This is a genomic window from Micromonospora sp. NPDC048830 (assembly GCF_043198215.1).
Taxonomy (GTDB): Bacteria; Actinomycetota; Actinomycetes; order Mycobacteriales; family Micromonosporaceae; genus Micromonospora.
In genome coordinates this window covers 1-1,500 of sequence record NZ_JBICUP010000133.1, presented here as the reverse complement: position 1 = coordinate 1,500, position 1,500 = coordinate 1, and the positions used below count along the sequence as shown (strand labels likewise).

Annotated in this window: 1 pseudogene; it reads left to right on the top strand. The window is 72.3% G+C overall.

From position 1 onward, the window contains the following. A pseudogene (locus ACGFIZ_RS34235) lies at positions 1 to 1,500 on the top strand (hypothetical protein); the annotation flags it as partial.

The window sequence follows — 1,500 nt, the reverse complement described above, 5'->3', positions numbered from 1 at the left end:
AGCACGTCGGCCACATCGCCACCACAACGCAGCACCAGGAGCAGCCGCTGCGGCAGTTGTGGAACGCCCTGATCGACCGTATGGACGACGACGGGATCATCACCGCCAGCGGGTCAACCCTCGCCGCGGCGACATCCACACCGCAGCAGACGGTGCATAACCGGATCGTGGCATTGCGCGACCATGGTCTGCTGCAGCTGGTCCGGGAAGCACACGGTGGCGTGGCGGCGCAGTACAGGGTGACCGATCCGGGTCCGCCCCGGCAAGCATTGCCGGCCCTTCCCGCGGGCAGCCAGTGGGTGCGCGACCGGGATGGGGCCCGGACGCTGTTCAACCAGCACGTCGGCCACATCGCCACCACAACGCAGCACCAGGAGCAGCCGCTGCGGCAGTTGTGGAACGCCCTGATCGACCGTATGGACGACGACGGGATCATCACCGCCAGCGAGTCAACCCTCGCCGATGCGACATCCACATCGCAGCAGACGGTGCATAACCGGATCGTGGCATTGCGCGACCATGGTCTGCTGCAGCTGGTCCGGGAAGCACACGGTGGCGTGGCGGCGCGGTACAGGGTGACCGATCCGGGTCCGCCCCGGCAAGCACCGGTGCCGGGCCCTGCCCCCGGACCGGACCGCCCGCAGGGTAGTGAGGACCTGTCCTGGCTGAACGACGGGGATACGTTGCCGATGTCCGGGCCGGTACCTGCCCCGCCGGCGGGCACGGGTCTGCCCGGGCTGCCCGGGCCGCTGGACGACCCGAACGCCCCCACCGCGTCGTCCTGGCCGGCGGGGTGGCCGGGACCGGCGTGGCCGAATCCCGACATTGATGTGACCGCCCACGGTGCTGCGATGTCCACCGACCCCGGCCAGCCGCACATCGACAATCGGAGGGCCGACGACGACGGGAACCCCGGCGCCTGGCCCACCTGGCAGATGGACCCAGCCGATCTGCTCAATCTGCTCCATCCGGCGTGGGTCGGCCCGCCCACGGCCGTGGACACGGAACCCGACCCCGGGCCGCAACCGACGGATCCGCCCCGGCCGCAGGCCCCGCCCGACCCGACATCGTGGTCGCAGCCCAGCGGCGACCAGCCCAGCCAGTTCCCAGGGACGCAGCCGTTCCCGCCCGGACCGGGCGTACCGGAACCGGCACCTCCGTTGCCGATGCCCGGGCCGGTACCTGCCCCACCGGCGGGCACGGGTCTGCCCGGGCTGCCCGGGCCGCTGGACGACCCGAACGCCCCCACCGCGTCGTCCTGGCCGGCGTGGCCGGCCGCGTCGTCCTGGCCGGCGGGGTGGGCGGGACCGGCGGAGCCGGTTCCCGGCAGTGGTGTGACCGACGGGCACTACGGTGCTGCGATGTCCACCGACTTCGGCCAGCAGCGCATCGGCAGTCAGGCCGGCGAGGGCAGCGGGAACCTCGGCGACTGGGCCACCTACCAGGGGACGGACATGGACTGGCAACCATCCCCAGCGGTGACCCGCACCGACGCCGGCA